Source organism: Delftia sp. WSY_10 (genome assembly GCF_043104705.1).
GTDB lineage: Bacteria > Pseudomonadota > Gammaproteobacteria > Burkholderiales > Burkholderiaceae_C > Comamonas > Comamonas tsuruhatensis.
This window is the reverse complement of sequence record NZ_JBICKY010000057.1, coordinates 493997-520079: the sequence shown is the minus strand read 5'-3', so window position 1 is coordinate 520079 and position 26083 is coordinate 493997. Positions and strand designations below refer to the sequence as shown.

At 69.0% G+C, this 26083-nt stretch carries 21 protein-coding genes, 1 tRNA gene and 2 pseudogenes; 8 read left to right on the top strand and 16 right to left on the bottom strand.

Annotated elements, in window-relative coordinates; genetic code table 11:
- Positions 1-903 (bottom strand): annotated as a pseudogene (locus ACF8ML_RS28240) (hypothetical protein); the annotation flags it as partial.
- 480 nt (positions 904-1383) lie between these two features.
- Between ACF8ML_RS28240 and ACF8ML_RS28235 the strand changes: the two are divergent.
- Positions 1384-2721, top strand: coding sequence for a tetratricopeptide repeat protein (locus tag ACF8ML_RS28235; protein ID WP_227740817.1), 1338 nt, complete (start codon positions 1384-1386; stop codon positions 2719-2721).
- Positions 2721-4229, top strand: coding sequence for a murein L,D-transpeptidase family protein (locus tag ACF8ML_RS28230; protein WP_154835176.1), 1509 nt, complete (start codon positions 2721-2723; stop codon positions 4227-4229). The genes ACF8ML_RS28235 and ACF8ML_RS28230 overlap by 1 nt, the downstream gene beginning before the upstream one ends.
- A gap of 12 nt (positions 4230-4241) precedes the next feature.
- On the opposite strand, the gene ACF8ML_RS28225 is transcribed toward ACF8ML_RS28230, so the two are convergent.
- The 12 genes from ACF8ML_RS28225 to ACF8ML_RS28170 all read right to left on the bottom strand — a co-directional run bounded on the left by ACF8ML_RS28225 (position 4242) and on the right by ACF8ML_RS28170 (position 16148).
- A complete protein-coding gene (locus tag ACF8ML_RS28225; protein ID WP_016449810.1) occupies positions 4242-4631 on the bottom strand; it encodes a hypothetical protein in 390 nt (129 codons plus the stop codon).
- A gap of 206 nt (positions 4632-4837) precedes the next feature.
- Positions 4838-5890, bottom strand: a complete 1053-nt coding sequence (locus ACF8ML_RS28220; RefSeq protein WP_392408567.1) for a GntR family transcriptional regulator — start codon at positions 5888-5890, stop codon at positions 4838-4840.
- Positions 5891-5953: 63 nt separating this feature from the next.
- Positions 5954-7144: a PotD/PotF family extracellular solute-binding protein gene (locus ACF8ML_RS28215; RefSeq protein ID WP_392408565.1), complete on the bottom strand. Its 1191-nt coding sequence runs from the start codon at positions 7142-7144 to the stop codon at positions 5954-5956.
- 13 nt (positions 7145-7157) lie between these two features.
- Complete coding sequence (locus tag ACF8ML_RS28210; protein WP_133073698.1) at positions 7158-8201, bottom strand: GTP-binding protein; 1044 nt, start codon at positions 8199-8201, stop codon at positions 7158-7160.
- Positions 8198-8491 (bottom strand): hypothetical protein, encoded by a 294-nt coding sequence (locus tag ACF8ML_RS28205; RefSeq protein WP_016449806.1) that lies wholly within the window; start codon positions 8489-8491, stop codon positions 8198-8200. Before ACF8ML_RS28205 ends, ACF8ML_RS28210 begins: the two co-directional genes overlap by 4 nt.
- Before the next feature lie 182 nt (positions 8492-8673).
- Positions 8674-9432, bottom strand: a complete 759-nt coding sequence (locus ACF8ML_RS28200; protein ID WP_017405599.1) for an SDR family NAD(P)-dependent oxidoreductase — start codon at positions 9430-9432, stop codon at positions 8674-8676.
- A gap of 11 nt (positions 9433-9443) precedes the next feature.
- A complete protein-coding gene (locus ACF8ML_RS28195) occupies positions 9444-10220 on the bottom strand; it encodes an SDR family NAD(P)-dependent oxidoreductase (protein WP_392408564.1) in 777 nt (258 codons plus the stop codon).
- A gap of 7 nt (positions 10221-10227) precedes the next feature.
- A complete protein-coding gene (locus ACF8ML_RS28190) occupies positions 10228-11673 on the bottom strand; it encodes an MFS transporter (protein WP_392408563.1) in 1446 nt (481 codons plus the stop codon).
- Between the two features lie 28 nt (positions 11674-11701).
- Positions 11702-12577: a polysaccharide deacetylase gene (locus ACF8ML_RS28185; RefSeq protein WP_016449802.1), complete on the bottom strand. Its 876-nt coding sequence runs from the start codon at positions 12575-12577 to the stop codon at positions 11702-11704.
- A 16-nt stretch (positions 12578-12593) separates the two neighbouring features.
- Complete coding sequence (locus tag ACF8ML_RS28180) at positions 12594-14036, bottom strand: amidase (RefSeq protein WP_392408561.1); 1443 nt, start codon at positions 14034-14036, stop codon at positions 12594-12596.
- Between the two features lie 137 nt (positions 14037-14173).
- Entirely contained in the window at positions 14174-14947 is a 774-nt protein-coding gene (locus ACF8ML_RS28175; RefSeq protein WP_392408560.1) for a siderophore-interacting protein, read from the bottom strand.
- Positions 14940-16148: an arabinose transporter gene (locus ACF8ML_RS28170; protein ID WP_026062431.1), complete on the bottom strand. Its 1209-nt coding sequence runs from the start codon at positions 16146-16148 to the stop codon at positions 14940-14942. The genes ACF8ML_RS28175 and ACF8ML_RS28170 overlap by 8 nt, the downstream gene beginning before the upstream one ends.
- 60 nt (positions 16149-16208) lie before the next feature.
- Between ACF8ML_RS28170 and ACF8ML_RS28165 the strand changes: the two genes are divergently transcribed.
- Positions 16209-16868, top strand: coding sequence for a TetR/AcrR family transcriptional regulator (locus tag ACF8ML_RS28165; RefSeq protein WP_013803729.1), 660 nt, complete (start codon positions 16209-16211; stop codon positions 16866-16868).
- A gap of 212 nt (positions 16869-17080) precedes the next feature.
- On the opposite strand, the gene ACF8ML_RS28160 is transcribed toward ACF8ML_RS28165, so the two are convergent.
- Both ACF8ML_RS28160 and ACF8ML_RS28155 read right to left on the bottom strand, forming a co-directional pair.
- Positions 17081-18613, bottom strand: coding sequence for an ArnT family glycosyltransferase (locus tag ACF8ML_RS28160; RefSeq protein ID WP_392408559.1), 1533 nt, complete (start codon positions 18611-18613; stop codon positions 17081-17083).
- Between the two features lie 191 nt (positions 18614-18804).
- Positions 18805-19722, bottom strand: coding sequence for a LysR substrate-binding domain-containing protein (locus tag ACF8ML_RS28155; RefSeq protein WP_016449796.1), 918 nt, complete (start codon positions 19720-19722; stop codon positions 18805-18807).
- 226 nt (positions 19723-19948) lie between these two features.
- Between ACF8ML_RS28155 and ACF8ML_RS28150 the strand changes: the two genes are divergently transcribed.
- From ACF8ML_RS28150 to ACF8ML_RS28130, 5 genes and pseudogenes are all read left to right on the top strand, one after another.
- Entirely contained in the window at positions 19949-20917 is a 969-nt protein-coding gene (locus ACF8ML_RS28150; RefSeq protein WP_392408558.1) for a Bug family tripartite tricarboxylate transporter substrate binding protein, read from the top strand.
- Between the two features lie 16 nt (positions 20918-20933).
- Positions 20934-22613 (top strand): FAD-dependent monooxygenase, encoded by a 1680-nt coding sequence (locus ACF8ML_RS28145; RefSeq protein ID WP_392408557.1) that lies wholly within the window; start codon positions 20934-20936, stop codon positions 22611-22613.
- 145 nt (positions 22614-22758) lie between these two features.
- Positions 22759-23882: pseudogene (locus ACF8ML_RS28140) on the top strand (porin).
- 97 nt (positions 23883-23979) lie between these two features.
- Positions 23980-24816, top strand: coding sequence for a fumarylacetoacetate hydrolase family protein (locus tag ACF8ML_RS28135; protein ID WP_046985288.1), 837 nt, complete (start codon positions 23980-23982; stop codon positions 24814-24816).
- 76 nt (positions 24817-24892) lie between these two features.
- Positions 24893-25870, top strand: coding sequence for a VOC family protein (locus ACF8ML_RS28130; protein ID WP_392408556.1), 978 nt, complete (start codon positions 24893-24895; stop codon positions 25868-25870).
- A gap of 107 nt (positions 25871-25977) precedes the next feature.
- Here the strand turns inward: ACF8ML_RS28130 and ACF8ML_RS28125 are convergent.
- Positions 25978-26065: transfer RNA gene (locus tag ACF8ML_RS28125), tRNA-Ser, on the bottom strand.
- Positions 26066-26083 lie beyond the last annotated feature (18 nt).

The following is a 26083-nucleotide window of genomic DNA, read 5'->3' as shown; positions in this document are numbered from 1 at the left end:
CGTAGGATTGGTCGGGTTCGTGGGATCCGTGGGGTTGGTCGGATTGGTCGGGTTCGTAGGATTGGTCGGGTTCGTGGGATCCGTGGGATTGGTCGGATTGGTGGGGTTCGTAGGATTGGTGGGGTTCGTAGGGTTCGTAGGGTTCGTAGGGTTCGTAGGGTTCGTAGGGTTCGTCGGATCCGTGGGATTCGTAGGATTCGTAGGATTCGTCGGGTTGGTGGGATCCGTCGGATTGGTCGGGTTGGTCGGGTTCGTGGGATTGGTCGGATTCGTGGGATCCGTGGGGTTGGTCGGATTCGTGGGATCGGTCGGCACCGGGGGGGCTGGGTCGTCGTCGTCGTTGCTGGCTGCGGCGATCAGGCCCACGCCGCCCGCGCCGATCAGGCCGGCCAGCAGGAAGTCGCTGAGCACGGAGCCGCCGGCTGCGGCTGCGGCGCTTTCCTTGGTCACGATCAGGCCCACGGCGTCACCGTCACTGGCGGGCGCCACCTGGACGTTGCCAGAGGCCAGGTCCAGCACCATGGCGCCTGCGCCATCACCCTCGCGCTGGGCCAGCGTGGCCTGGGTGCCGCCCTCGAAGGTGCCGACCAGGGTCTGGCCGTCCTTGCCCTGGAACAGCGCCTTGGCGCTGCCATCGGCGGGCACGATGATCTTGTCGCCGACCTGCAGGGCACTGCCCGGCTGGGCCATCAGGGTTTCCCCATTGCGCACGATCTGCACGCCCGGGCTGACCTGGGACAGCGTGGCGGGAGGCGTGCCCTGGGGCATGACCGCTGCGGCTGCGCCGGGCTGCATGTTCGACGTATTGAGCTGCGCAAGCACAACGCTGGAGGGCTGCGGGTCACCGAACTGCACGGGGCTGACGGTGGTGTTGCCGGTGGGCTGCATCGATTGGGCGGTCATTTACTCTCTCCAGACAAGGGTTGAGACGACAAGGTCAGACGGTGGCTTGGAAGCCGTGAAAAATCTGTCGAGCCCTTTTGTGCAACATGCATGCCACGTGCACGCTGCAGGTCCGGATGGCCTAGGAATCATCCTAAGATATTGATTTGTATGGATTTATCTATTGATCACAATGTCTCATCAAGGGTCTGTTACGGCACACGTTACGTAACGCTGCCGGGTCTGCTCCGTTACTCGGGCGCCGGTGCCGCGCCATGTTTCATGGCCCTTGACTCGCGGGCCCATGCAGCGGGGCAAGATGGCTTTCGCCTATAAAATCGCTGGCTTTTGGCTGCAGGCGTGTATCGGCGCATGCAGTAAGCCCAAAAGCGAACAGGCCCGTCTTCCAACTTTCATTGCGTAGAGAGCGCCCATATGCTGATTTCGTCCAGAGTTCCGTCGCGAGTGCCGGGTCGTACCTATTTGCGGATAGCCCGGCCCGTGGCCATTGCCGCCTTCAGTCTGGGGGCGGCTTTGTGCGGGGCGTTTGCCCATGCATCGCAGGAGGCGGTGGACGAGGTCTCACGGCTGCTGGAGCAGGGCAAGGCGCCCCAGGCCGCCAAGCAGGCCGAGGCCTACCTCAAGCAAAACCCGGCCGATGTGCAGATGCGCTTTCTGCAGGGCGTGATCGCCGCGGAGCAGCGCCAGAACGCCCAGGCCATCAAGATCTTCACGGCGTTGACCCGTGACTACCCCAGCCTGCCCGAGCCCTACAACAACCTGGCCGTGCTGTACGCTGCCGAAGGCCAGGAACGCAAGGCCTCGGAAGTGCTGGAGCAGGCCATTCGCACCAACCCCAGCTACGCCACGGCGCATGAGAACCTGGGCGACCTGTATGCGCGCATGGCCAGCGATGCCTATGCCAAGGCCTTGCAGCTGGACGGATCGCGCCAGGCCATCCAGCCCAAGCTGGCCCTGATCACGCAGATCTTCCCCAAGCAAGGTGGCGCCCAGGGCAAGACGGTCCAGGCTGCAGCTGCCTCGACCAAGGTCGCCGATGCCAAGGCGGCCGATGCCAAGGCCCGCGAATCCGACGCCAAGCTGGCCGAGGCCCGCGCCGCCGAGACCAAGGCGGCAGAGGCCAAGGCCGCCGAATTCAAGGCCGCTGAAGTGAAGGCCGCCGATGCCAAGGCAGCGCAGGCCAAGGCCGCAGAAGCCAAGGCGGCGGAAGCCAAGGCCGCAGAGGCCAAGGCAGCGGAGGCCAAGCTGGCCCAGGCCAAGGCAGCGGAAGCCAAGGCCGCCGAGACCAGGCTGGCCCAGGAGAAGGCTGCCCAGGCCGCACAGGACAAGGCGCGCGCTGCCGAGGAAGCCAGGCAGGCTGCGGCCAAGGCCGCCGCCGTGACCACCACCGCTGCGGCCCCTGCCGCCGCCGCTGTGGCCGCCGCCGAGCCCGCCAAGGCAGCGCCTGCCGTCGACGAGAAGAAGGCGGCCCAGTCGGCCGCAGCGCAGGAAGTGGAGGCCGCCGTCAAGGCCTGGTCCACCGCCTGGGCCGGACAGGACATGGACCGCTACCTGGACGCCTACAGCGACCACTTCTCCCCGGCCGATGGCAGCAGCCTGGCCAAGTGGAAGGAACAGCGCCGCCAGCGCATTGTCGGACGCACCACCATCGTCGTCACCGTGCGCGACCTCAAGGTGACGGTGGACGGCGACAAGGCCACGGCCCAGTTCCGCCAGTACTACGCATCGGGCGCGCTCAAGACCACGACCCGCAAGACCCTGCGCATGCAGCGCGAAAAGGGACAATGGCGCATCACCCACGAAGGAACCGGTTCCTGATGCCTGAAAGAGCGCGCCCCCTGGCACGGTCATCCGCCGGCTTGCTGCGCCTGCATGCGCGGGCCGCCGGCGTGGCCGTGCTGCTGGCCGCTCTGTCCACGATGTCGTTCGGCACGGCGGCCTACGCCAAGCCGGCCAAGGCCTCCAAGACGGCATCCGCCAAGCCCGCAACGGGCAAGACCAGCAAGACCGGCAAGGCCGGCGCAGCCAGGCTGCGCTCGGCGTCGGGCAAGACGGCCGTGGCCGCTGCTGCGGTGGCGGCCACGGCAGGCGGCGCTGCTGCCACGGCAGGCCAGGCCAAGGCGGCGGCCGGCTCGCAAAGCCAGGCGGAGGCCCGCCTGCTGGCCATCATCCGCCAGGTGGAGCAGCGGGATCTGGATGGCGCCCTGAAGGCGGCCGCCGATCTCACCGCCGAAGTCCCCAATTTCCGCGCAGCCCAGCTGGTGTATGCAGACCTGCTGCGCTTCAAGACCGGCCGTGCCGGCGAGGTGCTGGCGGGCACGCCCGTGGCTGCGTCCGCCGCCCCCAGCCATCCGGGCCAGGGCGTGCTGGTGCGGCACAACCTGTCCGTGGGCAGCGTCACACGGCTCGAGGGTCCGGCCAGTCCCGCGCAGGCCCAGCTGCAGGATCTGCAAAACGAACTCAAGCGCCGCCTGCAGGCGGACAGCGGCGCGCCGCCTGCGGGTTCCGTTCCCGGCGAGTTTTTGATGCTGGGCGCATCCGTGCGGCATGCCATTGCCATCGACGCCAGCAAGTCGCGGCTGTACCTGTTCGCCCATGAGGCAGGCGGGCTGCGGCTGCTGGGGGACTTCTATGTCTCCGTGGGCAAGCTGGGCACCGACAAATGGCAGGAAGGCGACCAGCGCACGCCGCTGGGCATCTACTTCGTGGGCCGCCACATCCCCGGGCCCCGTCTGCCGGAGTTCTATGGCAAGGGTGCGCTCACGGTGAACTTTCCCAATGACTGGGACAAGGCCGTGGGCCGCTCGGGCAGCGGCATCTGGCTGCATGGCTCGCCGCCCGACCAGTTCTCGCGGGCGCCCGAGGCCAGCGATGGCTGCCTGGTGCTGGCCAACCCCGATCTCACCTTGCTCATGCAGACCGTGGACCGGCAGACGCCGGTGCTGATCCGCGAAAAGCTGCAATGGGTGGCCCCCAAGGCCCAGGCCCAGCAGAAGGCGGCAGACGCCTTCGTGCGCGTCATCGACGACTGGAAGAGCGCCTGGAACGGTGCGGACCCGCGCAAGCTGGCCGCCCTCTACGCGCCTGACCTGCTGCAGTCGCCGGCCTCGCGCACATCACAGGAGCGGCTGGCCGCCTACCTCAACCGCCCCGGCGTGACGCTGCAGGACCTGTCCATCTATTCCTGGAAGGACGCCAAGGGCGAGATCCGCGTGGTCAACCTGCGCGCCAGCAGCAAGTCCTTTGCCGAAGGCCTGCCGCTGCGCCAGTACTGGCGCAAGACGGGCGGGCGCTGGCAGCTTTTCTCCGAGGACGTGATGGGCTGAGCCCGGCGCAGCTCAGGTGTTCTCGTTGTGGCGGTTGCTGTCGAAGCGGCGCTCCGCATCGAACAGGTGCTGTATCAGCACATGCGAGGTCATGTTCACGCCGATGCCGCCAATCATGGCCGGCAGCAGGTACAGCGCCGTGGACAGCTCGGAGACGAAGAGGGTGTTGTCGGACAGCGAAGGCGTCGCCTTGGCCGCCGAGGCCAGGCTTTGCAGCAGGTAGACATCCACCCCCGCCATGGCCACCAGGGCCAGCCCGAACAGCAGCACCGTGGTGCGCGAGATGCTGCGCTTGGCCAGCAGGGCGGCGTAGATGGCGCAGGGAAGAACGACCGAGAAAACCACCAGGCTCCAGAATCTGGCTTCGGTGAAGACGGTGGTGCTGATGCGCAGGGCATTCATCGGTGCGGTCTTTCGGTGCGGTCTTTCGGTGCGGTCCTTCGGTACCTGTGGGGTCCTGCGGTTCCCTGTCGGCCGCCCAATATGCCGCGCTTGCGTAAACGCCCGGTGAACCCGGCGCAAACCGGTGGTTGCACATGCAACCAGGCGCACCGGTCGCAGTCTTGTCCGCTTCGGCCCTGCCTGGCCCGATGCCGTCCCTCAGGAGGTCACGACTGCCGCACCAGATAGGCCGGCAGCTGCGCCTCGGGCAGCACGGACAGGACCTTGAGCTGCAGCTGGGCGCGCTTGCGTGCCTGGGCAAGGTAGTCCTGCAGCGCCTGCGCGGCCCGCTCGTACTCACCATCCCACAGGGCGTCGATGACCTGGCGGCAGTTCTCGAGCAGGGGCGGGTTGGGCGACTGCGGGAACATGCGGTCAAAGGTGCTGTGGATCAGCCACGGCATCTGGCACTGCTGCAGCATGCCCACCAGCTTGTGGTTGGGGTGCCGTGCCAGCAAGGCGCCGTGCAGGTGCTGCTCCAGCCGCAAAAGCTCCTGCGCTTGCGGTGCGGCGGGGTCGTGCAGGCGGCGGCGCAGGTCTGCGAGCATGTCCCTGTCCAGGCGCGGGCCGCTTTCGCGCAGCGCCGCGGGAGCCAGCAGCGCCAGCAGCTCGAAGTCCTGGTTCACCGCGCGTGCCGTCAACGCCGCCACGCGCCAGGAGGCATAGGTGCTCTTGTCCACCAGTCCCCGGTCCACGAGCCGGCTCAGCACCTCGCGCAGGGCCACGCGGTTCACGTTGAAGTGCTCCATGGCCGCGCTTTCGTCGATCTGGAAGCGCCCGAAGATCATGGCGATGGAGATGGTCTGCTCCAGCTCGTCGTGGATGCGCTCGCTTTCCGAGGGGATGTGGATGGTGGCGTTGCCCTCCTCCAGGCCCAGGGCCTGCGCGTCCAGCGGCAGGCGCTGGGGCTGCACGGCCTGCCCGGGCCGGGCCACCAGGTAGCCGCGTCCGTCGAAGGTGCACAGCAGCCCTTCGGCATGCAGCAGCTCGAAGGCCTTGCGCACGGGTATGCGGCTGGTGCCGAAGACCTTGGCCACCGGCCCCTCCAGCAGCACCAGGCCGGGCTCGATCCGCTGCTCGACGATGGCCCCGCGCAGGCGCTGGCGTATCAGTTCATAGCGCAGCCGGCGTTCGCCGGGATCGCCGGATTCACCGGATTCGCCGGGGCCTGCTTCCTCGTCGCGGGCAAGCTGCGTGGGTGCTGGGGTGGCTCTTGTCATTCCTGCTTCATCTGCATGTACCTGTGCACTGGCCGCCGCAAAGGGGGCCGGTATCCGGCAGGACTATAAGGGGCGGGCGCGGCGCAGCAGCGTGGCCCATTGGCGCACCAGGTAGTTGTGCTCGTCCATGACGGTGTTCCAGACGGCGATGTGGCCCAGGCGCTGCTCGTAGGAGCCGCCGTCGCGCACGCTGCCGCGCGGGATCAAGATCTGTCCGTCGGTGCCCCGCAGGTCCTCGGCGGCAGGCAGGCCGGCGTACCAGTAGTCCCATTCGCTGGCGCGCAGGTGCTCGCGGCTGCGCAGCGGGTTGGAGATGTAGTAGCCCTGCCGTGCCATCGCCGCACCGGGCCAGCCGGACTGCCACCAGTTCAGGTAGCGGTAGGCGGCATCCAGCGTTTCGCCCCTGGCCTGGCTGGAGATGCCCAGGCCGCCGTACCAGGCCCGGTATCCTTCGCGCGGGCAGGCCAGCCGGTAGTCCAGCCCCGCCGCGCGGTAGTGGGCGATGGCCGGCGACCAGTGGCTTTGTATGGCGACGCCGGCATCGATCATCAGCCGCGCCGCATCGGCGTAGTTGCCCCAGAAGCCCCGGAACTGCTCCGACTCCTGCCGCTGCAGCAGCAGGGCCATCATCTGGTCGATCTCCTCCAGTCCCAGGTTGCTGATGTCGCCAAAACGCATGTCGCCGCCGGCCTGCAGGGCCAGGGCCGCATCCAGCGCGCCGATGGCCGCATCCGCCTGCAGGGCCGCACGGCCACGGCAGGCGGGAGACAGCAGCCACGACCAGCTCTCCTCGGTCTGCGCGAACAGCTCTGGCACGGCGGCGGGCAGGTAGACGAAGCTGTCGGCGTTGTGCGTCAGCGGCAGCATGCTGATGCGCGATGCGGGCGTTCCGCCCAGGGTGCCATCGGCCTGCACGTACAGGCGCATGGCCGGGTTGCAGCCCGCGCCCAGGGCCGCCTGCGGCGTGATGCGCCCGGTCTTGGGCAGGGCGTTGACCTCGTCCCAATGCGCCAGCCTGCCGATGTCTATGGGTTGCAGCGCCCCTGTCGGCCACAGGCAGTCCAGGCTGTGGAACCATTGGTCGTAGAGATCGAAGCTGTCCTGGCGCATGACGGCCTGGCGCTGCGCGTCGAAGCCGTCGAGCACCTCGAAGCGGATGCGCAGGCCCAGGTCCTGCTCGGCGCGGCGGCGCATGGCCTCGGTCAGCGTCACCGAGGTGCCCAGTACCCGCAGTTCAGGCATGTTCTTGCGCATGGGGTGTTCCTTGTCAATGGAAGGCGGCCGGGCCGGGGGCGGCGCCGGGTTGCGCCCCATTGTCCTGCGCGAAGAAACGCTGGAACGACTGCCAGGAGTCGTCCACCTGCTGCCCGTTGAGCCCCGAGGCGATGAAGACCAGGCGCGAGCGGCCGTCGCCACCGGGCCATTCGGCCAGATGCTCGGGCGCATGCATCAGATGGCCCATGCCGTGCAGCACCGTCGGCTGCCCCTGCGGCCATCCTTCGGTGGCCACGGCCACGAGCCCCTTGAGCCGCAGCACCCGCTCGCCATGGCGGTGCAGCAGCCAGGTCAGCCACAGCGTCAGCGCACACCAGTCCACGGGGCCGTCGAGTTCCAGGCAGAAGGCCTGGATACTGCCGTGCGGCTCCTGGCCCTTGCGGCTGCGAGGCGTGCCTGCAATGGCGCGTGCCAGCCAATTGCTCTCCTGCACGGGCTGCTCCTGCCAAGCCGGCAGCGCCTGGCGGCTGTTGCCGAGCACGGCCAGCGGATTGAGCCTGGCAAGCTGCGCGCGCAGCGCCTCGGCGTCCTGCGGCCGGGCCAGGTCGGTCTTGCTCAGGTACAGCCGGTCGGCGGCGGCGACCTGGGCCTGCCATTCGGGCCGCTGCGCATGCGTGGCCGCGTGCAGGGCATCGACCACGGTGGCGACATGGGCGGGCCTGAAGACCTGGCGCAATTGCGCATCCCCAATGAGGGTGGCGATCACCGGGCCGGGCGCGGCAAGGCCCGTGGTTTCGATCAGCACGCGCTGGAACGCAGGCAGCTCGCCGCGCTCGCGGCGCTGGTGCAGCCGCCACAGCGCCTCCTTGAGTTCGCCGCGGATGGCGCAGCAGATGCAGCCGTTGTCCAGCAGCACCGTGTCGGCGTCGATGCGGCCCACCAGCAGATGGTCCAGCCCCACGGCGCCGAATTCGTTGATCAGCACGGCGGTCTCGGCAGCGGGAGAGTCCTGCAGCCATTGCCTGAGCAGCGTGGTCTTGCCGCTGCCCAGAGAGCCCGTGAGCACACCCACGGGCAGGCGTGCATCGCCGGTCATGGCGCCTGCTCCGGTTGCGGCCAGGGCATGGCCAGCGGATCCAGCTCGCGGGCCAGCAGCCGCTCGGCCGCAGGCCACAACGCACCGAAGTCGGGCACCAGAACGCTGGCGCCCGTAGGCCCCTGCAGCAGGTAGGACTGGCCGTGGAAGTCGCTGAGCCGCAGCCGCCACAGCGCCAGCAGCCGGTTGGCGCGCGCAATCTGAATCAGCCGCTGGCGGCGCCCGGCCGATCCGGCCGGCGCCTGGCTCCAGTGGCCGGAGCCCTGCAGCAAACCGCACATTCCACACATGACAGAAACCCTTTCGGTTGCGAATGGAGCCGCCTGCGAAACTGGCGCAGCCAAAGAGCAGAGACACCCAGGAAGGGCCTATGCCGGCCGCGCCGCCCCGCACCGAGGGTGTCGCCGGCTGCCCGTACGCCCCCCTCCGAAGAGATGGGGAAGGCGCGAAGCGACTCAGGGGGTGCTTCTTTTCACGGCATGACATCACCGGAATTGGGCCCCAGCGTCTGCCCCACATACAGATTGCCGCCGGGGTCGGAGGCCAGCAGCACGGCCGTGGGAGCCACCTCGTCGGCGCGGCCGAAGCGGCCCAGCGGCAGGCTGGCCTCCTTGGCGCGTTTCCAGTCCGCGCTGATGCCGTCGACCAGCGGCGTGGCGATGGGGCCGGGGGCAATGGCATTGACCAGGACATTGTCGGGTGCCACTTCCAGCGCCAGCGACTTGGTGAAGCCGATCACGCCGGCCTTGGCCGCCGCATAGTGGCTCAGCTCCACGCCGCCCTTGATGCCCAGCTGCGATGCGATGCTGATGATGCGTCCCCAGCGCTGGGCCTGCATGTGCGGCACTGCGCGCCGCGCGCACAGGAAGACGCTGCGCAGGTCCACGCGCAGCATCTCGTCCCACATCGCGGTGGACATGTCGGCACAGCGCGACTGGGTGAGCATGCCGGCGTTGTTGACCAGGATGTCGATGCCGCCGAAGGCCTGCACGCAGCGGTCGATGATGCGGTGGGCCGTGGACTCGTCGCCCACGTCGCCGATGACGGTCTCGGCCTGCGTGCCCAGCGCGCGGCAGCGCCGGGCCACGTCCTCGGCCCGCGCGGCATCGATGTCGGCCAGCAGCAGCCGCGCGCCGGCCTGCGCATAGGCCAGGGCAATGGCCTCGCCGATGCCGCTGCCGGCGCCTGTCACGACGGCGCGGCGGCCGTCCAGTGGCTTGGATGTGCTCATGTCGGATGTCCTCAACTGGGCCAGCGCACGGTCAGGCCGCCGTCGGCAATGATGGATTGGCCGGTGATGTAGGAGGCCTCGTCGCTGGTCAGGAAACGGATCAGGGCAGCGATTTCTCGGGCCTGCCCGACACGCCCCAACGGAATGCTTTTTGCCGCCTGCGCCAGGCCCGCCGGGCCCAGCGAGTTGACCGGGTCCAGCGACTGCGGCGTCTCGATCAGGCCCGGAATCACGGCGTTGCAGCGTATGCCGCGCGGTGCCAGCTCCATGGCCACGGCGCGGCACAGCCCGGGCACGCCTGCCTTGGCGGCCGCATAGTGGGCATGCTGCTCCCAGCCGTAGACGCCGCCTGCAATGGAGGAGACGGCCACCATGGCCCCGCCTGCAGCCATGTGGCGCGCACTGGCCCGGAAGGTGCGCATCACGCCGCCCAGGTCGATGTTGATGACCTCCAGCCACTGCGCATCGCTCATCTCGACCAGGGCCGCCTGGCGCAGTAAACCCGCATTGGCGACGGCGAAGTCCAGCCGGCCGAAGCGGTCCACGGCGACGCGGGCCAGGTGCTCGACCTGCTCGGCATCGCCCACATCGACCGCCTCCATCACGCACCGCCCGCCCGCGCGCTCGACGAGTTCCAGGGTCTGGCCGGGATCGTGCGGATCCCGGGGGTAGTAGCTGCCGGCCACGGCAATGCCTGCCTGCGCATAGGCCAGGGCCAGCGCCTGGCCGATGCCGCTGGCGGCGCCCGTGACGAGGGCCACCTTGTTGCTGGGGGTGTCCGGGTTCATGGCGGCCTCACTTCACGGTCTCGGGATCGACATGGGGCGCCAGAAACATCAGCAGGCCCGAGGCCGCGCAGGGAATGGCGCCCCAGTACAGCGCCGCCTGCACCCAGTCCGCCCCCTGCGACAGCGTCCAGGTCACGCCGAAGCCTGCCGCGATGGCGCCCACCTGGCCCATGGCGTTGACGAAGGAGCTGGCCGTGGCACGGATGTGGCTGGGAAAGCTCTCGCCGATCAGGAAGAGGGCCGCTGCATAGGGGCCGATCAGGAAGAACAGCCCCAGCGAGTACAGCGGCACGATGCGCCAGAAGTCGCCCGAAGGCGCGTTCAGCATGAGTGCGAAGGCCAGGCCACCCAGCATCCAGCCTATGGCCACGGCGTTGCGCCGGCCTATGCGGTCACCGAGCCAGCCATGGAAGACATAGCCCAGAAAGCCCGCGAGATTGGAGATGATGAGCACCTGCAGCGCGCTGGAGAAATCCACGCCCTTGCCCGGCGTGCCACCGGCGCCGCCCAGCACCGAGGTGCCCAGCACCGCGAAGATCACGATGGCGAACCAGTTCAGGAAAAAGCCCAGGGCCAGCGACAGCGTGGGCCGCAGCGAGGCGCCCCGGAACATGGCCGACAGGCCGGTGTGCTGCGCTTGCTGCGGGTGGGCGCCATGGGCCTGGGCCAGGCGTGCGGCCTCTGCCTCGCGTCCGGCACGGCGCAGATCGGCAACGCGCCGCGCGGTCAGGAACTGGGGCGTTTCCACCAGCCGGCGGCCCAGCACGGCAATCACCAGGGCGGGGAACATGGCGAACACGAAGGACAGCGCCCAGCCGCCGCCCTGGCCGAACCAGCGCTCGCCCAGCGGATACAGCAGGGCCACCAGCACGGCCGTGAGCACCGCGCCCACGGGCCAGCCGCCTTGCACCAGCGAGTAGATGAAGCCGCGCCGGCGCAGGGAGGCCGGGTCCGTGTAGACCAGGGAGAACAGCTCGCTCAGGTAGGTGGCGTTGATGCTTTGCTCTGCATAGCCCAGGCCCGCCAGCGAGCGCACCACGATCAGCAGCACGAAGCCCAGCCCCGCCGACAGCCCGATCACCCAGCCGGCCAGCGCCGTCAGGCCCGAGCACAGCGCGGCGCCCGCCACGGCGATGATGATGCCCTTGCGCCGGCCCAGCCGGTCGGCGATGGGGCCGATGCCGAAGGCCACGATCACCGTGCCCAGCGTCACCCAGGTGTTCAGCCGCGCCTGCTGCTCGGCGCTCCACTGGAAGTGCTCGCCCAGTTGCGGCAGCAGGGTGCCGAAGAGGATGAAGTCGTAGACGGCGAACACCCAGGCGAAAAAGCAGACCCAGGTGGCGTAGCTGACCTGCCTGCGCGTCACGGTGGGCGCGGTCCAGGGGGCATCGGTCCCGGCCGGGGCCGGATGGCCGGCGCCTGGGGCGTCGGAGGCAATGGCGGAGGTATTCATGGTGTCCTCGCTGAGGTGGGATGCGGCATCAACGCGGCTGGCGGCGCAGGAAGTCGTCGGCGATCTGGTCGCACGTCATGAAGCGCACGCCGTCGTGCGACTGGAAATGCTCGATCAGGCGCTCCAGCATCAGCAGCACCTGGGGGCGGCCGGAGACATCGGGGTGGATGGTGATGGGGAAGACCGCGTAGTCGTGCTCGCGGTAGACCCAGTCGAACTGGTCGCGCCACATCTGCTCTATGTCGCGCGGGTTGACGAAGCCGTGGCTGTTGGGCGACTTCTTGATGAACATCATGGGCGGCAGGTCGTCCAGGTACCAGTTGGCGGGGATCTCGACCAGCCGCGTTTCCTTTCCGCGCACCAGGGGCTTCATCCAGGTGTCGGGATGCTTGCTGTAGTCGATGCGGGTCCACTGGTCGCCCACGCGCACGTAGTACGGGTGGAAGTCGTTGTGCATCAGGCTGTGGTCGTACTTGATGCCTTTCTTGAGCAGCAGCTCGTTGGTAACGGGGCTGAACTCCCACCAGGGCGCCACATAGCCCGTGGGTGCGCGGCCGGCCAGCCGCGTGATGACCTCGATGCTGCGGTCGAGCACCGCTTCCTCCTGCTCGGGCGTCATGGCAATCGGGTTCTCGTGGCTGTAGCCGTGGATGCCGATCTCATGGCCCGCGTCCACCACGGCCTTCATCTGCTCGGGAAAGGTCTCGGCAGAGTGGCCCGGGATGAACCAGGTGGTCTTGAGGCCGTATTTGTCGAACAGCCTGAGCAGCCGCAGCGAGCCGACCTCGCCCGCGAACATGCCGCGCGAGATGTCGTCGGGCGAGTCCTCCCCGCCATACGAGCCGAGCCAGCCGCCGACGGCATCGACGTCCACGCCAAACGTGATCTGTATGTCCTTGCTCATTGCATGCACTCCTTTTTCACTGGGAACGGTTGAGGGAGGAAAGCGCCTGTTCGACGGCCAGGGCAATGCGCAGCAGCCGGTCGTCATCGCCCTGCGGGCGCATCAGCTGCAGGCCGATGGGAAGCCGTTCGGTGCTCGCGCCAGGGCCTTGCAGGCACAGGGCGCCGCAGGGCAGGGCCACGGCCGGCGCATCCAGGAAGCTGCCGGGCATGGTCAGGCGCAGCGTGGCGAGATTGGTCTGGGCAAACAGCGCGTCGTCTTCCAGCAGGGGCTGCAGCAGCGGCGCCGGATGGCCCACCGTGGGCAGCACCAGGGTGGCGCCGCCCAGCTCCTGCGCAAACAGCTCCATCAATGGCTGGCGCCGTGCCAGCAGTTGCAGGTAGCCGCCATGGTCCAGATGCCTTGCGGCCTCCAGCCGGCTGCGCACGCGCGGGTCCATGCGCGCGGCCTGCTCCGGGGCATCCAGGCGCTCGCGGTGCGTGGCCAATGCCTCATGCGCGCCCAGCCAGCCATGGCGCTGCGTCAGCGTCTGCACCGTGTCCAGGCTTTGCAGCCGGCGCCGCTGCACGCGGGCGCCCTGCCGCTGCAGCAGGGCCAGGCCGGCTGCAATCGCGTCGCGCACCTGCGCCTGCACGCGGTCGTCGTCCAGCAGGCCGGGGTCGATGACGAACACCTGCCCCTGCAGGCCTATGGCAGTGCCTGGGACGGCAGGGCCTGCAGCGGCAGCGGCATCGCCGGCAGGCACGGTGCTGCGCAGCACCTGGTCCAGGGCCATGCAGTCGGCCACGCCCAGGGCCAGCGGCCCCAGCGTGTCCAGGGAAGGTGACAGCGCAAAGACCCCTTGCATGGGATAGCGCCCCCGGCTGGCACGAAAGCCCACCAGCCCGTTGAAGGCTGCGGGAATGCGCACCGAACCTGCCGTGTCCGTTCCCATGGCCAGCGGCCCGCAGCCCTGCACCACGGCCAGGGCCGCGCCGCTGGAGGAGCCGCCAGGCGCCCGTGCGCGCCCACCCAGGCGGGGATTGGCGGGGGTGCCGAAGCCGGGGTTCAGGCCCAGTCCCGAATAGGCGAACTCGCTGAGGTTGGTCTTGCCCAGGCAGACCATGCCGGCCGCCGCGGCCCGCGCCACCACGGGGGCATCGGCAGGGGCTGGCGGGGCAGAGCGAAGCAGGGCCGATGCCGCCGTGGTGGGCGTGCCACGCACATCGAACAGGTCCTTCCAGCTGATGGGCACGCCGTCCAGCGGCCCGAGCGGGCGGCCCGTACGCCAGCGCTGCGTGGATTGCCTGGCCTCTTCCAGCGCGCGCTCCGCCGTGATGCGCGTGAACACGGACGGGCTTTCACAGGCCGCTTGCAGGCAATGCTCGGTGGCTTGCGTGGGCGTCAGCGTGCCGGCGGCATAGGCTGCATGCAGTTCGCAAGCCGAGGCAGGCGCTGTCCGGAGGCCGCTGTTTTTCATTGAATTTGAATGTTGTTGTCAAAGTTCATTTTTGAATTCTAGTGAGCGCCTCCATCCCGTGTCCGGGTGATTACCCGGGGGATGAGGCGCTCTGTGTTGATCTGTGAACGAGGCCGTTTTGTGCCGCTTGCGCCGCTCTAGCGGTCCTTGTGGTCCGCCTCGCCGCACTTCCAGTAGCCCTTGGCGCTCAGCTGGCCGGGTGCGATGCCACGGTCCAGGAAATGCCGCTTCAGCGCACGCATGGCGCCGGACTCGCCCGCCATCCACAGATAGCCGTTGCCCGGCGGCAGCGGCCGGTACATCAGCCGCTGGCACAGCCTCTGCCCAGGCTGGCCCGGCGCGGCGGTGATCCACTCGGTGCGCCAGCGGGCAGCGCTGTCCATGGGCTGGCATTCGCCGTCATCGGTGATTTCCACGTAGGCCTTCACCCGGGCGGAGGACGGCAGGCGCGCCGCGATCGATTGCATGGCCGGCAGTGCCGAGCCATCGCCCGCCAGCATGAGCCAATCGGTGCCGGCCGGCGGGGCGAAGCCGCCGCTGCGCGGGCCGGCAATGGCCACCTGCTCGCCCACGCGGGCCTGGGCGGCCCAGCGGGAGGCGGGGCCGTCGCCGCCAGCGGAGGTGTTGTTCTCATGCTTGGCATTGAACGCATCGCCATGCAGTACCAGGTCAATGTCCAGCGTGCCGGCCTGGCGGTCCACGCTGCGCAGCGTGTACGCCCGGCCCTCGCCCGTGGGCAGGAACAGCTTGACCCAGGCGGCGGGCGTATCCACGGCAGGCGCCCGTGAGAAGGCGGCGATCTGCTCGCCACCCAGCGTGATGCGGCGCATGCGCGGCGTGACGGATTGCACCTTCAACACGGCGCCCAGCGCGCGCTGCGTGCCGGCAGGCATGTGAATCGGCTCAGCCATGGGTGGCTCCTCGGGCTGCGTTCAAGCGCAGCAGCAAGGCCACGGCGATGGACAGCGCCACGCTCACGGCGGCGGCGAAATACACGTCTCCGACGCCCGTGACACTGGCCAGCAGCCCGGCGGCAGGGGCCGTCAGCCCCATGGACAGGTCGAAGAAGGCCACATAGGCGCCCATGGCCGCGCCGCGTGCCTGGGCAGGCGCCCGGCGGACAGCTTCCACGCCGAAGGCCGGGAAGGCCAGCGAGTAGCCGAAGCCGGTGAGCGCGGCGCCTGCATAGGCCCATGGCGCATCGCCCCCGCCCCAGATCAGCAGCAGGCCGGCGGCTTCCAGCGGAATGCTGGCCAGTGCCACCCGCACGCCGCCCAGCTTGTCCGGCAGATGGCCGAAGAGCAGGCGCGCGCCGATGAAGGCCAGGCCGAAGGCCGTGAAGGCCAGCGAGGCCGCTCCCCAGCCCCGCGATGCGAACAGCAGCGCTGCAAAGGTCGTGATCACGCCAAAGCCCACGCTGGACAGGGCCAGCCCCAGGCCGGGAAGCCATACCGTGCCCAGCACCTTGTAGAACGGCGTGCGGCGCTGGGCCGCAGCCGGCGTGGCGCGCAGGCCCCAGACCATGGCCAGGGCGGCCAGCGGCAGCACGATGGTGGCCACGGCAATGCCGGAGAAGCCCCAGGCCGCCTGCACCGCCACGCCGGCCGGCGCGCCCGCCGCATAGGCGCCGTACATGGCAATGCCCACCCAGGCCATGACCTTGCCGGCGTTTTGCGGACCGATCATGCCCACGCCCCAGCTCAAGGCCCCGGTGATGATCAGGCTCTCGGCGCAGCCCAGCAGCACGCGGCCGGCGGCCAGCACCCAGACTGCGGCCGGCCCTCCCTCGAAGGCGCGTGACATCAGGTAGGCCAGGCCCGAAACGGCCGCCAGCGCCATGCCCAGCACCACGGCCTGCCTGGCGCCGCGCGTGTCGGCCAGCGACCCGGCCCAGGCCCGCGACAGCAGGGCGGCCGCGAACTGGCAGCCCATCACCGTGCCCACCCCCAGCGTGCCCAGTCCCAGGGTCTGGCTCAGGTGCAGGGGCAGCACGGGCATGGGCATGCCCAGGCAGAGAAAGCTGACGAAGACCGCCAGCGTCAGCGGCAGCAGCCGCGCGAATGCATTCACCGGCGGCGACGCGGCCGCAGATGGCGAAATTCCGGAAGACATGTGCATTCCCTTTCAAATACGAGTAAAAACTCAGATCACATGTCCAGGAGAATATGAGTCATGGCTCGCATTGAAAACTCGCATTCGCAGGCGGCGCAGCGCCAGCCGCCCCAGCCCCGCAAGCAGCCACGGCAGGCGCGTTCCCTTGCCACGGTCGAGGCCATTCTGGAAGCTGCGGCTCGCGTTCTGGCCGAGCGCGGCTATGCCGCCACCAACACCAATCTGGTGGCCGAGCGCGCAGGCGTGAGCGTGGGTTCGCTCTACCAGTACTTTCCCAACAAGGACTCGCTGATCACGGCCTTGCACGAGCGCCACGCCGCGCAGATGTACGCGGCCATTGCCGCCGTGCTTGCGGCAGAGCGGCCGCAGGGCCTGCAAGGCCATGTGCAGGCCATGGTCCGGGCGCTGCTGGCGGCGCACCGGGTCGAGCCCGATCTGCACCGGGTGCTGGAAAAGGAGTTCCCCTTCTTCGACGCGCCGCGCGAGCAAAGCGCGGCGGACGGCGGCATCTTCCGCCAGGTGCGCCAGCTCCTGGAGCTGCACCGCAGTCAGCTCGCCCACCGCGACCTGGACCTGGCCACCTGGATGCTGCTGCAGACCATGGAGTCCCTGGTGCATGCCGCCGTCATCGACCCGCCTGCCATGTTCACCCCCCAGGCCCTGGAGGATGGCATCGTGCAGGTGCTGATGGGGTATCTGCGAGCGCCTGCCCTGGGTTGAGGATGCAAGGAGCGATTTGGCCGCCAGGTCCTCAGGGCGCGAAGACCTCTGGATCGAATGGGCCAAGCAGTCGGGCCACTTTGCCGGCGTCATAGGGCTGGCCCAGCATGTCCATGAGTTCTTCGCAAGGGGATTTCATGGGCACGGTGGAGATTCTCAGCACTGGAATCGTGCAATGCGCGACAGGCGCGGCCGGCAAGCAGCGTATTCGTTCAGCTTTCGACACAGCCGCCCGCATCCTCCTGCGGCGGGGTGACACGCCAGAAGAGGGAGGGAAAGCCTTCGCCCACCGGCTGGTGTCCGGGCGGCTGCGATGCCGCCAGCTGCAGATGCAGCACCCCGCAGGCATCCACCATGTGCTGGGAAATCCAGGGGCTGATGTCCATGCGGCCATCGATCAGCACCAGCGGCTTTTCGCGCAGCTTCAGGGCCAGGGCCTTGGCCTCGGCCGTGGGGCCTGAGATCACGCGGATGTCGCCTCCCAGTGCCTCGCGCGCGGGTTCGGCAAGCGCCTGGCTCAAGGCCTTTGAATCGAAGTTTCTCCAGTGCCGGCTGTTAAGCCGCAATTCACTGCGCGCCGAGGTCATCTGGGCCACGAGCAGCAAGGCCAGTTGAAGCGCCACGAAGCACTTGATGGCGGTGGTGATCGATATGCGCGACGGCTGCAGCCTGGCACCGGCCAGCTCCATGGCGACGGGAACGGCCAGCAGCAGAAAGGGCGTGCCCCAGTGCAGCTGCAGCGACGAGCCCGCAAAGATGCCGATGGCGCAGGTCAGCACGATGGGCGTGAGGCCAAAGCACAGGATCAGCGCGCGCGATGCATCGGCTGTACCGGGACGCTGCGGTGTGTCCTGCGGCGCAAGGCGGCTGCGGCGGTGCAATGCCATCACCAGTCCCAGCAGCACCCAGGCCAGCAATGCGCGGTTGAGCAGCTGGTCGGCCAGCCAGTGCAAGGTATTGAGCAGTCTTGCGCCGCCGCCCAGGCTGGCGCCCAGCGAGGATTCGGTGGCATAGCGGATGGGGCCGAAGTCGTTCAGGAACAGCCAGTACAGGTGCGGCGAGATGATGGCCAGCGAAATGGCAGCGGCCAGTGCCAGGCCGATGACATGGACCCGCTCGCGCCAGGCGCCTGACGCCAGCCAGAACAGGAATACCGCCACGGCGGCCAGGATCATCTGGTACTTGGCCAGTGCGCCCAGGCCCAGGCAGCAGCCCAGGGCCGCCCACCAGTGCAGTTGCCTGCTGCCCACCGCACGCCACACCAGCAGGGCACTGGCCACGAAGAAGGGCATCAGCACCACTTCATGGTTGAAGAAGTGCAGCCGCTCGTTGTAGTAGGTGATGCACAGGGCCGCCAGCAGGGCCAGCGTGGCATGGCGGCTGCCGCGCAAGGTCTGCATCAGCTTCCAGAAGACAAACAGGCCGGCCAGCGTGAAGAGCGCGCCCGTCACATAGCTGGTGCGGGCAGACAGTCCGAACACATTGACCGGCACCGAGAACATCCAGGTCGGCAGCGGTGGATGCTTGTAGTAGCCCCATTCCAGGCTGTGCACCCAGGTCAGCTGCTCGAGGTTGTCCTTGGGTGCCGTGAGGCTGGAGCTGTCGATCTGCAGCAGCCAGACCACCGAAAAGAGAAGGAGGCCGATGAGGACCTTGATGTCCAGGGAAAGCGACGGTGCGGGCATGGCCAGCGGAGCGCTTCGCGTGATCGTGCTCGCTGCTTGTGAGGGGACGGGATGGGTCATAGGAAATGCCAGCGGCGATGACAAGTGCGCTGGCACAGGGGAAATTCCCAGGAAGGCGGTCGAACGGGAGCTTCAGCGTTGGCTACGGACTCTTGGCTTACGCGAGGCGCTATGAGTCCGGCAGAATATGTCTGCCTGGTCAATGCAATGTAAAGATTGTGTGAAGATATTGTGGAGACGCCGGCCGCGGCTCAGGCGCCGGCCGGCTCGCCGAAGTCGTGGACTGCCGCGCGCAGCAGCAGCATCGACAGGCGTTCCGCGGCGGGCGTCAGAGGCAGCGCAGCACGCGTGACCTGCACGATGTCGGGTGCCATCAGGCTCTCGCGCACGGCAATGGGCTCCAGTACACCGTTGAAGAGGGGCGTATCGGCCCACTGGCGCGGCAAGAAGGCGAGGGCGTCGCTGCTGGCCAGCAGCGCCAGCAGGGCCATCAACGATTCGGCGACCGTCACCACGCGCGGGCTGCGCAGGCCGAGCGCGGAGAACTGCTCCTCGAATTCTTCCTCGCGGCGCTCGCGCAGGCCGGTGACGATCCAGTCGGCCTCCAGCAACGCCTGCAGGCTGCCCGCGGTGCGCAGCGGATGGCCGCGGCGGGCCAGCACGACACGCTCGTTGCGGTGAACTAGGGCCACCTGGTAGCTGGCGCTCAATTGCCTCTCGGGCCGGGGGCCCAGATAGAAGTCCAGCCGGCCGTCGCGCAGCGCCGGCTCGACGGCCGGGAACAGGCCTTCGACGAAACGCAGGTGCACATCCGGCCAGTCGCGCCGGAACTGGGCATAGGCGCGGGCCAGCAGCGACAGCACGGGGGCGCTGGACAGAGCGACGGCGACATGGCCCTGCATTTCGCCGCGCGCCTGGGCGGCCTCCTCGCTGCCGCGACGCAGTTCCTCGAGCGCGGCCTGCGCGCGCAGCAGGAATCGCTCGCCCGCCACGGTCAGCGATACCCCGCGCGCATGGCGCTGGAACAGCGCCACGCCGAGCTCGGCTTCCAGCTCGCGCACGCTGCGCGTCAGTGCCGGCTGGGTCAGGCCCAGGCTGCGGGCGGCGCTGCGCAGGCTGCGTGCCCGGGCAACGGCGACGAAATTGCGAAGGTGATGAAGTTTGGGCATCGGTCGGAGCGTGTTTATGCCCGTTTCCGAGCGCGCCAAGGCCAGGGGATTTCCCGCAGGGGCCGTGCACGCGGGCTCCGCCGCGCCTGAGCCGCTGCGGAACGCTCCAGTGATAACAGCCATGCATCGCTGAGGCGTTTCTGCCCTCTGCCGCAGCCGGGCTGCCAGACCTAGCATGCCCTCCATAACGTCGGCGCAGCCCGGCGACCCATAGGAGACAAGCAGCATGAGCACGAGGAAATGGGCCGGCGCCTGTGCGCTGGCAACCCTGGCGGCGGGCTCCGTCGCCGCGCAGACGGCCGCCGGCGGAACGGTGCGCATCACCAGCGCCTTTCCCGCGGGCAGCGGCCCCGACGTGGTGGCCCGGCTGGTCGCCGACAAGCTCTCGGCGCAATGGAGGCAGCCGGTCGTCGTCGACCCCAGGCCGGGTGGGGCCGGCGTGGTGGCCATCAATGCGATGAAGAACGCGCCGCCCACGGGCAACGACCTGGTGGTGGTGGACGTAGGCCACTTGTCCATCAATCCGCTGGTCTTGCGCAAGCTGGCCTATGACCCGCAAAGCGAGCTGACGCCGGTGGTGCTGCTCTACAAGACCGCCTTCTTCGTCGTGGTCGGCGCGCAAAGCCCGTTCCACAGCCTGGCCGAACTGATGGCGGCGGCGCGGCGCAGGCCCGGCATGACCTATGGCTCCAATGCGGTGGGCGGGCCGCTGCATCTGGGCGCGGCCCGGGCCGCGACCGCCATGGGTGTCGAAATGATGCATGTCCCCTACAAGGAGACTTCGCAGCTGTACGCCGCCGTGTCGACGGGCGAGGTGGACTGGGCTTACGGCAGCATTGCGACGTCCGGCCCCCTGCAGCAGGCCGGCAAGCTGCGCTTTCTTGCCGTGGCGGACAGCCAGCGTTCCCCGGCGCTGCCCGATGTGCCGACCGTGCAGGAGGCCGGTGGTCCGGCCGGCATCGATGCGCTGACCTGGGTTGCGCTCATGGCGCCCAAGGGCACGGCGCCGGCCGTCGCCGAGCGCATCAACGAGGCGGTGAACCGGGCCCTGTCCGCGCCTGACGTCAGGGATCGCCTGGCCGGTTTTGGCTTCTTCACCAGCATCGGCCCCGCAAGGCAGGTTGCCGACCTCATGCAGGCCGACCGCGAGCGCTATGCCCAAGTGCTGCGCCGCGTCAAGGTGACCGTCGATTGAGCCCCGGGGAGACGCCATGAAGACCGAAGTTGCGATCATCGGAGGAGGGCCTGCGGGTCTGATGCTGGCCATCGAGCTGGGCTGCAGGGACATACCGTGCGTGCTGATCGAGGAGCGCAGCGGGCCGCCGACGCTGCCCAAGGCCAATGCCACCTCGTCCCGGACCATGGAGCATTACCGCCGCCGGGGCTTTGCCGATCAGGTGCGCAGGCTGGGTCTGCCGCCCTCGCACCCCCAGGACATCGTCTATTGCACGCGGCTCACGGGGCCCGAGTTGGCGCGCTTTCGCATTCCCTCGGCCGAGGAGGCCGCCTCGGGCACGGCCTATGGCGACTACGGGGAACAGGCCTGGCCCACGCCCGAGCTGCCGCATCGGGCGCAGCAGATGTTCATCGAGCCCGTGCTCAGGGCGCAGGCCGAACGCCATGCCAGCGCCGTGCTGCGTTTTGGCCTGAGGGCCGAGGCGGTGCGGGACACCGTTTGCGCAGTCCAGATCGAATGCCGCGAGCCGGACACGGGCCGTACCGAGTTGCTGCAGGCCGCCTATGTGGTCGGCTGCGACGGGCCGCGCAGCCTGGTCCGCCAGGCCATGGGCGTCGTCTACGCAGGCCATGGCAGCGAGCGGCGGGACTTCCTGGGCGGCCAGATGATGTCCATCTACTTCCGCGCTCCCGGTCTGTACGGGCTGATCGGCAAGCCCAGGGCCTGGCAGTACTGGGCCGTCGGTCCCGGGCAGCGCGGCCTGCTGTGCGCCATCGACGGCGTGGACCGGTTCGTGCTGATTGTGCAGCTGCCCCAAGGCACCCAGCCTGCCGATTTCCATCCGCAGCAGGCGCTGCAGGCCGTCGTCGGCCGGCCTTTTGCGCACGAGCTGATCGCGCTGACCCCCTGGAACGCGGGCTATGCCCTGGTGGCCGAGCGCCTGCGGCACGGCAGGATGTTCATCGCCGGCGATGCGGCGCACCTGTTCACGCCCACGGGCGGCATGGGCTACAACACCAGCGTGGACGACGTCGTGAACCTGGGCTGGAAGCTGGCGGCGGCCATCCAGGGGGCGGCCGGCCCGGCGCTGCTGGACAGCTATGAGGCCGAGCGGCAGCCGATCGCCCAGCGCAACACCCGTTTTGCACGCAGCATGGCCGCCAGCATAGGATGCCTGCCGGTCACGGCCGCAGTGGAGCAGGAGGGGCCCGTGGGCGACAGCGCCCGCCATGCGCTCGGGCAGGTACTTTCGGAGCATGTGGCACGCGAGTTCAACATCCCGGGGCTGCAACTGGGCCTGCGCTATGCCGACAGCCCCGTCGTCGCCCGGGAGTTGGCCGAGCCCCCGCCGGACGAGCCCAACCGCTACCTGCCTGGAGGTTATCCCGGCACGCGCGCTCCGCATGTGGCAACGGGGCCGGACCGGTCCCTGCTCGATGACTTCGGACGCGATTTCACACTGCTTGCATTCGGCCCGGACGGCCCTGACGGCCCGGACGGGCTGGAGCCCTGGAGGCAGGCTGCTGCGCAATACGGCATCCGGCTGGATGTGGTGAGGAGCGAAGACGGGCAGACGCGTGCGCTGTATGGCGCCGACCGCGTCCTGATCCGCCCGGACCACCACATCGCCTGGCGCGGCGACGGTGCGGCGCCGCCGACCGAGGTCCTGGCGCTGGCGCTGGGCCATCGCACCCCGCCGGTGGGGCCCGGCTAGCCCCGGCCCATCCGGCCGCCTGCCCCCCGGGCCGTCCGGCCTTTCGCGTTCCTGACCCTGGCTAGTCCGGCCGGGGGACGCCGGCCTGCGCCTGAGTCTGCGCTTTCGCCGTCCTGGCCGACATCCATCACTTTCAGGAGACAACATGCCACATCCCTCCTTTCCTGTTCGCGCCGCGCTATCCGCGCTATGCCTGGCCGGTGCCGCTGCCGTGCCCTCGGCACCCGCCCTGGCCCAGGGCGTCAAGCTCTATGGCCTGCTCGATGCATCCGTCGAGCACCTGACCGATGTGGGCCAGGGAGGCGCTTCGCTGAACCGCATGCCGGGCCTCACCGGCAGCGTGCCGTCGCGCATCGGCCTGCGCGGCTCGGAGGACCTGGGCGGCGGCCTGCGGGCCCTGTTCACGATGGAGCAGGGCCTGGCGCTCGACGCGGGCGTGCTGAACCAGGGCGGGCGCGCCTGGGGGCGCCAGGCCTTCGTCGGCCTGTCCGGCGACTGGGGCAGCCTCACACTGGGGCGCCAGTACACCATGCTGTACTGGTCCCAGCTCGATGCGGACATCCTCGGCCCGAATGCCTACGGCGCGGCATCGCTGGACAGCTACCTGCCCAATGCGCGCGCGGACAACGCGCTTGCGTGGCGCGCCGGCCTTGGCGGCTTCACCGTCGGCGCAACCTACAGCCTGGGCCGTGATGCCGTCAATGCGGGCCCCGGTCCCGCGGGAACCAACTGCCCCGGCGAGCAGCAGGGCGACTCCAGCGCCTGCCGGCAATGGTCGGCAATGCTCAAGTACGAGGCCAAGGCCTGGGGCATCGCGCTGGCCGTCGATGAAATCCGTGGAGGCCCCGGCGCGTTCGCAGGCCTGACCAGCAGCGCGCGCAAGGACCGTCGCTCCACCGCCGCGGGATGGGTGCGCTGGGGGGATGGAAGCTCGGCGCCGGGGTCATTGCCCGCCACAACGACGGCCGTCCCGATGCGCCACGCAGCGATCTCTGGTACCTGGGCGCCAGTGTCGCCGCCACACCGGCCCTGACCCTCGATGCGCAGGCCTTGGATCTGCGTTTCAGGCGAAGCGACGACGGGGCCCAGCTCTTTGCCCTGCGGGCCCGGTATTCGCTGTCCAAGCGCACCACGCTGTATGCGACCGCAGGGCATCTGTCCAACGAGGGAGCACTTGCGTTGTCGGTCAGCAATGCGGCGCCAGGCGCCGCGCCCGCCCCCGGGCGTTCGCAGAACGGCTTCGCTGCCGGCGTGCGGCATAGCTTCTGAGGCTCAACCCGCATGCAGGGCCCGCATCCGCGTCCCGATCCACTTCCTTCCCACTTCCCACTTCCCACTTCCCACTTCCCGTCCCAGGAGACAGACCATGAAACTGATACGCCACGGCGCCAGCGGCTGCGAGAAGCCCGGCGCCATCGATTCCCAAGGCCAGGCGCGCGACCTGTCGGACCTGGTGCCCGATTTCACGCCCGAGTGGATGGCGCCCGGCAGGCTGGCCGCGCTGGCCGCCGTCGATCTGCAGCGGTTGCCGCTGGTGGCGCAAGGCAGCCGCCTGGGGCCCCCTGTCGCCGGCACGCGCCAGTTCGTTGCCATCGGGCTCAACTACCGGCGGCATGCCGAGGAGTCGGGTCTCGACATTCCGAAGGAGCCCGTGGTCTTTCACAAGGCGCTTTCATCGCTGGCCGGGCCGGACGACGAGGTGCGCCTGCCCGAAGCGTCGGTTGCCACCGACTGGGAGATCGAACTGGGCTTTGTGATCGGCACGCGCGCAAGCCGCATCCCCGTGGAAGGTGCGCTCGCGCATGTGGCCGGCTACCTGCTGGCCAACGACATCTCCGAGCGTGACTGGCAGATCAAGCGCAACGGCCAGTGGGGCAAGGGCAAGAGCTTCGATGGCTTCGGCCCGGTCGGGCCGTGGCTGGTCACGGCCGACGAGCTGCCCGACCCCCAGGCCATCGAACTGACGCTGTCCGTCAACGGCGAGGTCATGCAGCGCAGCAGCACGGCAGACATGATTTTCCCGGTGGCCTGTCTCGTGTCCTATCTGAGCCAGTTCATGACGCTGCTGCCCGGCGACCTTGTCATCACCGGCACGCCTGAAGGTGTCGGCCTGGGCATGAAGCCGCCCCGTTTCCTGAAGTCCGGCGATGTCATGTCGCTGGACGGCGGGGTTCTTGGGCGGCAGCTCCAGCGGGTGCGGTGATGGCCTCGCCCGCCCACCGGCCGCGTGGCGGCGTCCGCCGGTCTTCGCACAGTGAACATGCAAAGGAGGGGGCACCATGAGCGGCCTTCCCACGCCATCTGGAACGACACCTGGAACGCCGTCCGGCGCGGCCGGGCAGCCGGCCGTGCATTCGATCGATGAGTTTGTCTTCAGCGTGCCCGATCTCGAAGCGGCGCGGCATTTCTACGCCAGTTTCGGGCTCGAGGTGCGCGACATCGACGGCGCGCTGGCGCTGCACACCTACGGGCACCCCCATCGCTGGGCGCGGGTGCTGGAGGCCGCAACGCACAAGAGGCTGCAGTGGCTGAGCCTGGGCATCCATGCGGCCGATCTCGATGCCTTCTCGCACCGGATCGACGGCGCGGGGATCGGACGCATTCCTGCGCCGGCCGGTGCGCAGACCGACGGTATCTGGATCGCCAGCCCCGACGGGGTGCCCATCCAGCTGCGTGCAGCCGCCAAGAGCTCTCCGTCGGCGCCCGCACCGCACGTGCTGCCGCCGGCCTGCCGCAATGCCGGCCGCGCGCCGGCCCGCAGCCTCATGCCGCAGATCCGGCCGCTGCACCTGTCGCATGTGCTTTTGTTCTGCGCCGACGTGGATGCCGCGCTGGCGTTCTACACCAAGGTGCTGGGACTCAGGCTCTCGGACCGCTCGGGCTCGGTCATCGCCTTCCTTCACAGCCCGCACGGCAGCGACCATCACCTGCTGGCACTGGCCGCATCGCATGGACCCGGCCTGCACCACAGCAGCTGGTGCGTGCCGTCTGTCGACGCCGTGGGCAGCGGCGCCCGGCAGATGGCCGAGGCGGGCTATGCGCAGGGCTGGGGCGTGGGCAGGCATGTGCTGGGCTCCAACTTCTTTCGCTATGTGCGCGATCCCTGGGGCAGCTTCGCCGAGTACTCCTGCGACATCGACTTTGTCGAGGCGGGCGCGGTGTGGCCTGCGGCCGACCATCCTCCCGAGGATTCGCTCTACGTCTGGGGGCCGGACGTGCCCGCCGACTTCGTCATCAACCACGAGCCTCCACGCTGAGGCGCCCGCCAATGCCCCAGACGCAGGAACGCCCCGCTGCCTTGCGGCATCGGGGCGCTGTGCAACAGGGCCGGCTCTTTGGCCGCCTGTCGGTTGATACAAGGATCTGGCGGAGACTGTGAGATTCGAACTCACGGACGGTTGCCCGTCGGCAGTTTTCAAGACTGCTGGTTTAAACCGCTCACCCAAGTCTCCGAAGCTCCGTATTCTAGC

What these genes read in the sequence shown, in the direction of transcription:
- ACF8ML_RS28230 (WP_154835176.1), top strand. Translation starts at nt 2,721, where the DNA reads ATGCCTGAAAGAGCGCGCCCCCTGGCACGGTCATCCGCCGGCTTGCTG.
- ACF8ML_RS28225 (WP_016449810.1), bottom strand. Translation starts at nt 4,631, where the DNA reads ATGAATGCCCTGCGCATCAGCACCACCGTCTTCACCGAAGCCAGATTC.
- ACF8ML_RS28220 (WP_392408567.1), bottom strand. Translation starts at nt 5,890, where the DNA reads ATGACAAGAGCCACCCCAGCACCCACGCAGCTTGCCCGCGACGAGGAA.
- ACF8ML_RS28215 (WP_392408565.1), bottom strand. Translation starts at nt 7,144, where the DNA reads ATGCGCAAGAACATGCCTGAACTGCGGGTACTGGGCACCTCGGTGACG.
- ACF8ML_RS28210 (WP_133073698.1), bottom strand. Translation starts at nt 8,201, where the DNA reads ATGACCGGCGATGCACGCCTGCCCGTGGGTGTGCTCACGGGCTCTCTG.
- ACF8ML_RS28205 (WP_016449806.1), bottom strand. Translation starts at nt 8,491, where the DNA reads ATGTGTGGAATGTGCGGTTTGCTGCAGGGCTCCGGCCACTGGAGCCAG.
- ACF8ML_RS28200 (WP_017405599.1), bottom strand. Translation starts at nt 9,432, where the DNA reads ATGAGCACATCCAAGCCACTGGACGGCCGCCGCGCCGTCGTGACAGGC.
- ACF8ML_RS28195 (WP_392408564.1), bottom strand. Translation starts at nt 10,220, where the DNA reads ATGAACCCGGACACCCCCAGCAACAAGGTGGCCCTCGTCACGGGCGCC.
- ACF8ML_RS28190 (WP_392408563.1), bottom strand. Translation starts at nt 11,673, where the DNA reads ATGAATACCTCCGCCATTGCCTCCGACGCCCCAGGCGCCGGCCATCCG.
- ACF8ML_RS28185 (WP_016449802.1), bottom strand. Translation starts at nt 12,577, where the DNA reads ATGAGCAAGGACATACAGATCACGTTTGGCGTGGACGTCGATGCCGTC.
- ACF8ML_RS28180 (WP_392408561.1), bottom strand. Translation starts at nt 14,036, where the DNA reads ATGAAAAACAGCGGCCTCCGGACAGCGCCTGCCTCGGCTTGCGAACTG.
- ACF8ML_RS28175 (WP_392408560.1), bottom strand. Translation starts at nt 14,947, where the DNA reads ATGGCTGAGCCGATTCACATGCCTGCCGGCACGCAGCGCGCGCTGGGC.
- ACF8ML_RS28170 (WP_026062431.1), bottom strand. Translation starts at nt 16,148, where the DNA reads ATGTCTTCCGGAATTTCGCCATCTGCGGCCGCGTCGCCGCCGGTGAAT.
- ACF8ML_RS28165 (WP_013803729.1), top strand. Translation starts at nt 16,209, where the DNA reads ATGGCTCGCATTGAAAACTCGCATTCGCAGGCGGCGCAGCGCCAGCCG.
- ACF8ML_RS28160 (WP_392408559.1), bottom strand. Translation starts at nt 18,613, where the DNA reads ATGACCCATCCCGTCCCCTCACAAGCAGCGAGCACGATCACGCGAAGC.
- ACF8ML_RS28155 (WP_016449796.1), bottom strand. Translation starts at nt 19,722, where the DNA reads ATGCCCAAACTTCATCACCTTCGCAATTTCGTCGCCGTTGCCCGGGCA.
- ACF8ML_RS28150 (WP_392408558.1), top strand. Translation starts at nt 19,949, where the DNA reads ATGAGCACGAGGAAATGGGCCGGCGCCTGTGCGCTGGCAACCCTGGCG.
- ACF8ML_RS28145 (WP_392408557.1), top strand. Translation starts at nt 20,934, where the DNA reads ATGAAGACCGAAGTTGCGATCATCGGAGGAGGGCCTGCGGGTCTGATG.
- ACF8ML_RS28135 (WP_046985288.1), top strand. Translation starts at nt 23,980, where the DNA reads ATGAAACTGATACGCCACGGCGCCAGCGGCTGCGAGAAGCCCGGCGCC.
- ACF8ML_RS28130 (WP_392408556.1), top strand. Translation starts at nt 24,893, where the DNA reads ATGAGCGGCCTTCCCACGCCATCTGGAACGACACCTGGAACGCCGTCC.